This window comes from Methylobacterium sp. Leaf361 (assembly GCF_001424445.1).
In the GTDB taxonomy this organism is placed as follows: Bacteria; Pseudomonadota; Alphaproteobacteria; order Rhizobiales; family Beijerinckiaceae; genus Methylobacterium.
The window spans coordinates 1-3,957 of sequence record NZ_LMPY01000072.1 but is presented as its reverse complement, the minus strand read 5'-3'; the positions used below and the strand labels follow the sequence as shown (position 1 = coordinate 3,957).

The 3,957-nt window shown below is 71.0% G+C and carries 3 protein-coding genes; all 3 read left to right on the top strand.

What is annotated here, in order from left to right; all coding sequences use genetic code 11:
• Positions 1-205: 205 nt before the first annotated feature.
• The 3 genes from metG to ASG32_RS29585 are packed head-to-tail and all read left to right on the top strand — an operon-like array spanning position 206 to position 3,459.
• Positions 206-1,783 (top strand): methionine--tRNA ligase, encoded by a 1,578-nt coding sequence (metG, locus tag ASG32_RS29595; RefSeq protein WP_020095552.1) that lies wholly within the window; start codon positions 206-208, stop codon positions 1,781-1,783.
• Between the two features lie 49 nt (positions 1,784-1,832).
• Positions 1,833-2,633, top strand: coding sequence for a TatD family hydrolase (locus ASG32_RS29590; protein WP_056533443.1), 801 nt, complete (start codon positions 1,833-1,835; stop codon positions 2,631-2,633).
• A 22-nt stretch (positions 2,634-2,655) separates the two neighbouring features.
• On the top strand, positions 2,656-3,459 hold the full coding sequence (locus ASG32_RS29585; RefSeq protein ID WP_056533441.1) for an MBL fold metallo-hydrolase: 804 nt from the start codon (positions 2,656-2,658) through the stop codon (positions 3,457-3,459).
• The last annotated feature ends 498 nt before the right edge of the window (positions 3,460-3,957 follow it).

The following is a 3,957-nucleotide window of genomic DNA, read 5'->3' as shown; positions in this document are numbered from 1 at the left end:
GGGTTCCCGCGGCGTCCCGCGTCCCTCGTGCTCGCCTCCCGGGCCATGCCCCCGGCGCCACGCGCGCGCGGGGACGATCACGCGTGTCCGGTGCCGGCCGCCGCGGAGGATCGCCGTCGCGCCCGCAGGCGGCGACGGTTGCGTCCCGGCGCCGGCCGCGCGACAACGCGGGCAGCTTCCCGCGCTCATCCGGAACACCACAGACGTGACGTCCAACGCCCCGGCGAATCCCCGAAAGACGTTCGGTCTCTCGACCGCGATCTCCTACCCCAACGGCGCGCCCCATATCGGCCACGCCTACGAGGTGATCGCCGCCGACGCGATCGCGCGCTTCCACCGGCTCGACGGCTACGACGTGCTGTTCTCCACCGGGACCGACGAGCACGGGCTCAAGATCCAGCAGGCCGCGACCCGGGCCGGCACCACACCGCGCGCCTACGTCGACGGCACCGCCGCCCGGTTCCAGGCCATGGCCGACCGGATGGACTGCGCCTACGACCGCTTCATCCGCACCACCGAGCCCGGCCACTACGCCGCCGCCCAGGAGATCTGGCGGCGGATGGAGGCCAACGGCGACATCTACCTCGACAAGTATGCCGGCTGGTACTCGGTCCGCGACGAGGCCTACTACGACGAGTCCGAGACCCGGCTCCTGGAGGATGGCAGCCGCCGCAGCCTCGCCACCGACACGCCGGTCGAGTGGATGGAGGAGGAGAATTTTCTTTTCAGACTGTCCGCCTACCAGGACCGGCTGCTGGAACTCTACGCGGATCAGCCGGACTTCATCGGGCCGGACACGCGCCGGAACGAGGTGGCGAGCTTCGTGCGCTCCGGCCTCAAGGACCTCTCGGTCAGCCGCACCAATTTCGACTGGGGCGTGCCGGTGCCGGGTCATCCGAACCACGTGATGTACGTGTGGGTCGACGCGCTCACCAACTATCTCACCGTCACCGGCTTCCCCGACGCGGAGAACCCCCAAAAAAGATTCTGGCCGATGGACCTGCACGTGATCGGCAAGGACATCGTCCGGTTCCACGCGGTCTACTGGCCGGCCTTCCTGATGTCGGCCGGGCTGCCGCTCCCGAAGCGCGTCTTCGGCCACGGCTTCCTGCTCTCCAAGGGCGAGAAGATGTCGAAGTCGCTGGGCAACGTCCTCGACCCGTTCGAGCTCGCCGACACCTACGGGGTCGACCCGGTGCGCTACTTCGTGCTGCGCGAGGTGCCGTTCGGCGGCGACGGCAGCTACAGCCACGAGGCGATCATCGGCCGGATCAACGCCGATCTCGCCAACGACCTCGGCAACCTCGCCCAGCGCTCGCTCACGATGGTCGCCAAGAACTGCGACGGCGCGGTGCCGGATCCGGGCAGCCTGGACGCGGCCGACACGGCCCTGCTGGCCCAGGCCGACGCCCTGCCGGCACGGGCCCGGACCCTCATGGGCGAGCTCGCGCTCCACACCGTCCTGGCGGAGATCTGGGCCGTGGTGGCCGAGGCCAACCGCTACTTCGCCGCCCAGGAGCCGTGGAAACTGCGCAAGTCCGACCCGGCGCGGATGAACGCGGTGCTCTACACGACGCTGGAATCCCTGCGCGTCTTCGGCATCCTGACCCAGCCCTTCGTGCCGGGGGCGGCGGCCAAGCTCCTCGACCTGCTGGCGGTGCCGGCCGACCGGCGCGGCCTCGCCGATGTGGGGGAGGGGGGCCGGCTCGTCCCCGGCACGGCGCTCCCCGCCCCCGCGCCGATCTTCCCGCGCTTCGAGCGCCCCGAGACTCCGTCCGCCTGAAGGACCTTGCCGCTTGAAGGACCCTGCCGCCCGACGGCCCCGAGACCCGATGCTCATCGACAGCCACTGCCATCTCGACTTCCCGGACTTCGCCGCCGACCTCCCGGGCGTGATCGCCCGCGCCAAGGCCGCGGGCGTCGCCGGCATGCTCACGATCGCCACCCGGGTCGCCAAGGCCGACACCTACCGGGCGATCGCCGAGGCTCATCCCGAGGTCTGGCACACGGTCGGCACCCATCCCCACGGGGCCGCCGAGGAGCCGGACGTCGCCGCCGAGACGATCGCGGGCCTCGCCCAGGCCAGCCCGCGCTGCGTCGGGATCGGCGAGGCGGGCCTCGACTACCACTACGCCGACGCCGCCCCCGAGGCCGTGCAGGAGCGGGTGCTGCGCGCCCACATCGCGGCGGCCCGGCTCTCCGGCCTGCCGCTCGTGATCCACGCCCGGGACGCCGACGACCACATGGAGCGGGTGCTCGCCGACGAGATGGGCCGGGCGCCGTTCCGGGCGGTGCTGCACTGCTTCTCGTCGGGGCGGCGGCTGGCGGAGGCCGGGGTGGAGCTCGGGCTGTACGTGTCCTTCTCGGGCATCGTCACCTTCCGGCGCTCGCACGACCTGCGCGACATCGCCAAGGCCGTGCCCCTCGACCGGATCCTGGTGGAGACCGACGCACCGTTCCTGGCCCCCGAGCCCCACCGGGGGCGGACCAACGAGCCGGCCTACACGGCCGACACCGCCCGGTCGCTGGCCGGGACCCTGGGGCTGACCGCCGAGGACTTCACCCGGACCACGACGGCGAATTTCTTCACCTTGTTCGACAAGGCCGCCGGAACGCGCCCGGGCGCTGCGTGACGAGTCGGAGCGGGAGATCCGGATGGCGAGCCTGACCCTGCGCATCCTCGGTTGCGGCTCGTCCGGCGGGGTGCCGCGGGTCGGCAGCGGCTGGGGCGCCTGCGACCCGGCGGAGCCGCGCAACCGCCGGCGGCGCTGCTCGATCCTGGTGGAGCGCGCGTCGGGGGCGGGGCGGACCACGCTCCTGGTCGACACCTCTCCGGACCTGCGCGAGCAGCTCATCGACGCCAGCGTGACGCGCCTCGACGGGGTGCTCTACACCCACGCGCACGCCGACCACACCCACGGGATCGACGACCTGCGCCCGCTGGTGATCGCCATGCGGGCCCGCATCCCGGTCTACGCCGACGCCCTGACGCGGTCGCTGCTCACCGCCCGGTTCGGCTACTGCTTCGAGACGCCCCCCGGGAGCGCCTACCCGCCGATCCTCGACCTGCGCGACCTCGCCGCCGGCCGGGACCTGATCCTGGAGGGGGAGGGGGGCGCGATCGCCGTGGAATCGCTCCCGGTGGAGCACGGCAACGAGGCGGCCCTGGGCTTCCGCTTCGGCGCGGCCGCCTACATGCCCGACGTCAGCCTGATCCCGGAGGCGAGCCTCGCCCGGCTCCGCGGTCTCGACCTGCTGATCATCGACGCCCTGCGGGACACCCCGCACCCGACCCACTTCTCGGTCTCGGACGCCCTCGCGCTGATCGAGTCGGTGCAGCCACGCCGCGCGGTCCTGACCAACCTGCACACGGACCTCGACTACGGCGCCCTCGCGGCACGCCTGCCGGAGGGCATCGTGCCCGCCTATGACGGCATGACCCTGAGCCTCGAGGCCTGAGCACGCTCAACGGGAGGGCGAATCGGGCGTCACACGCCTGTCGTCCGCGGAGTCCAAGAAAATCGGCTTCCCGGCCAACAAGCCTGTTGACGGCCGGGAACCGTGGATCTATACCCCGGCTCATCGGCGCCGGCCGCGGAAGTGGACCGGGCGCTGAGCCATCTTCTGACAAGCGGGCGGGCTGGCCGGCGGGATTGCCGGGCGGTCTTCTGTTTGCCTCTGATGAGCCTCAGGCGACTGAGGCGCTCTTTGACAAGTTGGAATGAGGAAGGGAGACGCGGGCGGCGTTTGTCCTTGCGGCCAGGTCTTAGGACCTGGCGTGAGTAGACTTGTGCCGATCTGTTGTTCTTCTTTCTGAGCTCACCGACGGGTGTTCTGGCGCTGTGAAGCGTCTGGCACTTGGTCGATGTGAGGCTCCGTCTGAGAATACACGTGATCGGCCAGATCAATCTCTTCAACGTGAGAGTTTGATCCTGGCTCAGAGCGAACGCTGGCGGC

Excerpts from the sequence above, each read along its gene's own strand:
- ASG32_RS29590 (WP_056533443.1), top strand. The coding sequence starts at position 1,833 with ATGCTCATCGACAGCCACTGCCATCTCGACTTCCCGGACTTCGCCGCC.
- ASG32_RS29585 (WP_056533441.1), top strand. The coding sequence starts at position 2,656 with ATGGCGAGCCTGACCCTGCGCATCCTCGGTTGCGGCTCGTCCGGCGGG.